Source organism: Nonomuraea zeae (assembly GCF_005889725.1).
Taxonomy (GTDB): domain Bacteria; phylum Actinomycetota; class Actinomycetes; order Streptosporangiales; family Streptosporangiaceae; genus Nonomuraea; species Nonomuraea zeae.
Genome location: NZ_VCKX01000581.1, coordinates 1 through 2,845, shown reverse-complemented (window position 1 = coordinate 2,845; position 2,845 = coordinate 1). Strand labels below are relative to the sequence as shown.

Below are 2,845 nucleotides of genomic sequence, written 5' to 3'. Positions count from 1 at the left end.
GCGTCTGCCACCCCCGCGTCGGCTGCCCCCGCGTCCGCAGCCTCTGCCTCTGCCTCCGGGTCTGCGGCCTCAGCCTCGGCCTCCACGTCCGCTGCTTCCACTACCTCGGCCTCCGCCTCCGCCGCCGCCACCTACGCCCCCGACTCCGCTGAGACGGCTTCGCTGGCGTCGTTGATCCGGACGTTCGGCCTCAGCCCGGTGGAAACGGACCTGCTGCTGCTCGCCGGGCTGCCCGAGGAGCATGAAGGGCTGGCCGACACCTTCCGGTCGATGAACCCGCGCTCCGAGCCCACCCCCACCATCGGCCTGGCCGCGTTGCTGACCGGCGACAGGGCCGGCCTGCGACGGCTGCTCGCCCAAGGACCGGCCGTCCGGCACGGCATGTTGCGGCTCACCGACGGTCCCACCTTCCACGAGCGCGGCCTGATCGTCGCGGACCGGCTCTGGGACGCCCTGGCCGGTCACGACGCCTGGCCGGAGCACCTGAGCAGGGTGGACGTCGGCGCCGTGCCGCCCGGCCTCGACGGCTGGCTTGCGCTGCCCCAAGTACGGCACGCCGTACGCGCTCTCGGCTCGGCCGACGCCCGCACGCTGCTCGTGGCCGCCGCCGACGAGACGATCGCGCTCAGCCGGTGCGCCGCGCTCGCCCACGCGGCCGGCCGGCCCGTCGTCGGGGTCAGGGCCGCCGCCGACGACCGGGCCGCCATCACCGCGCTTGTGGCGCACGCCGCCGCGCGGGACGCGGTTCCCCTGCTGGTGGTGGAGACCGCAGGCGGGACGGGCACGACGGGAGGCGAGGCGGCGGGCGGGGGGCCGGCGCGCCTGGACCTGACCGGTGTGCCCGGCCCCGTCCTGGTCTGGGCACCGTCGATGGCCTTGCGCCCGGCCGGGCAACGCCCGCTCCTCGGCGTCCCCTCAGGTCCGGTGCCCGTCGAGGACCGGCGTACGGCATGGCGCGCCGCCCTCCCCGGGCCGCCCGGCCAGGACGCCGCGCTGACCGCCCGGCATCCCCTCGACCCCGCGCTGACCGCAGCCGTGGGCGAGGACGTACGCAGCCTTTCCCGCCTGTCGGGCACCGGCGCCGGACCCCGTGAGGCCACCGAGACCATCCGGTGCCGGGCAGGGGCGGAGCTGCCCGACGGCGTCCGGCTGTCCAGCCCCGCCGCCGGTTGGGACCGGCTGGTGCTGCCCGGCGAGCCGGCCGCGCAGCTGCGTGACGCGGTCGCCCGGCTGGAGCACTCGGCGCTGGTGCTCGACGAGTGGGGGCTGCGGGAGCGGGCCCGCGCCGGTCATGGCGTCCGGCTCCTGCTCACCGGCGCGCCAGGCACCGGCAAGTCGCTCGCCGCCGAGGTGATCGCCACCGCCGCGGGCACCGACCTGATGGCCGTCGATGTGTCCCAGGTGGTGTCGAAGTGGCTCGGCGAGACGGAGAAGAACCTGGCGGCGATCTTCGACGCGGCCGAGCGCGTTCAGGCGGTGCTGCTGCTCGACGAGGCGGACGCGCTGTTCGCCGCCCGTACCGCGATCTCCGGCGCGCACGACCGCTGGGCCAACCTGGAGACGGCCTACCTGCTGCAGCGCATGGACCGCTTCGACGGGATGGCCGTGCTCACCAGCAACCTGCGGGCCAACATCGACCCGGCGTTCCTGCGGCGGATGGACTTCGTGGTGGAGTTCCCGCTGCCCGACGAGGCCCGCCGCCGCGAGCTGTGGCGCCTGCACCTGCCCGCGCGGCCCATCGCGGACGACAGCGCCCTGGACCTGCTGGCGAGCGTGTACCCGGTGCCCGGCGCGTGGATCCGCAACGCGGCCGTCGCGGCGGCCTTCCTCGCCGCGCAGGACGGCGCCACCATCCGCCCGGCCCACCTGATCAAGGCGCTGGCCCGTGAGTACGCCAAGGCCGGCCGGCCCTTCCCCGGAGTCCCCGCCGGGATCGCCGGCGACCGAGAGGAGCAGTCATGACAGCCTTGACCACGCCGGCTCTCGCCGAGCCGCCCTCCGATCCGTTCCTCGCCCTGCGGGTGAGCTACGGGATGCTGCTCGGGGTGAGCGACTTCGCCGTCCTGACCGGATATTCGCGCGGCAAGCACATGCTGCACTCCTCCTGGCTGCACGGCAGCGGCACCGTGCGGGGGTACGCGGTGACCGGGCGGGATCCGTACGTGGTGCAGGTCGGGTGCGGGCTCGCGCTCGACGGATGGGGCAGGGAGCTGCACCATCCGGAGGACACCTGCCTCGACGTGCGCGACCTCGCCCGGCGATTGACCTTCCCCGGGAGCGGCCGGCGCACGGTGACCGCGTGGCTGGCGGTGGCGTACCTGCCGTGCCCGTCCCACCCGGTGCCGGCGCTGGCGGACCCGTGCGACGTCAGCCGCCAGAACCGCGAGTTCTCCAGGACCGCCGAGGGCGTGAGCTTCCTGCTGCTGAGCGAGGCCCCGGAGCCGGCGGCCGGCTATCCGAGGCTCAGAGAGCTGTTCCGTACGGGCGAGGTGACGCCCGAGTCGTTCGCCCGGGCCGCCGCGCAGGACAGCGTGGAGCTGGGTGCGTGCGGTGAGCTGTTCCCCGGCGACGAGCCCGCGCCCGTCGTGCTCGCCCGGCTCGATCTGACCCTCGGTGAGGGCGGCGCGGTCGAGGCCGTCACGGGCGTCGACCAAGCCGCCCGACAGGTCCTGCTGCCCACCGCGCTGATCCAGGCGCTGCTGAGCGCACCACAGAGTGCACCAAAGAGCGCACCAGAGCGTGCGTCTATGAGCGCACCAGAGCGTGCGTCTAAGGGTGCGCCGGAGGGTGCAGCGGGGAGCGCATCGGCGGGCGCGCAGGTGGGCGTGGAGGTGGGGGGTGAGGC

The 2,845-nt window shown here is 75.1% G+C and carries 2 protein-coding genes; both read left to right on the top strand.

Translation table 11 applies throughout. The features are described 5' to 3' along the window. Positions 1-198 precede the first annotated feature (198 nt). Positions 199-1,962 (top strand): ATP-binding protein, encoded by a 1,764-nt coding sequence (locus ETD85_RS61385; protein ID WP_138698952.1) that lies wholly within the window; start codon positions 199-201, stop codon positions 1,960-1,962. Continuing rightward, positions 1,959-2,845: hypothetical protein (locus ETD85_RS61380; protein ID WP_206059634.1), on the top strand; the 887-nt coding region annotated here is incomplete at its 3' end. The genes ETD85_RS61385 and ETD85_RS61380, both read left to right, overlap by 4 nt.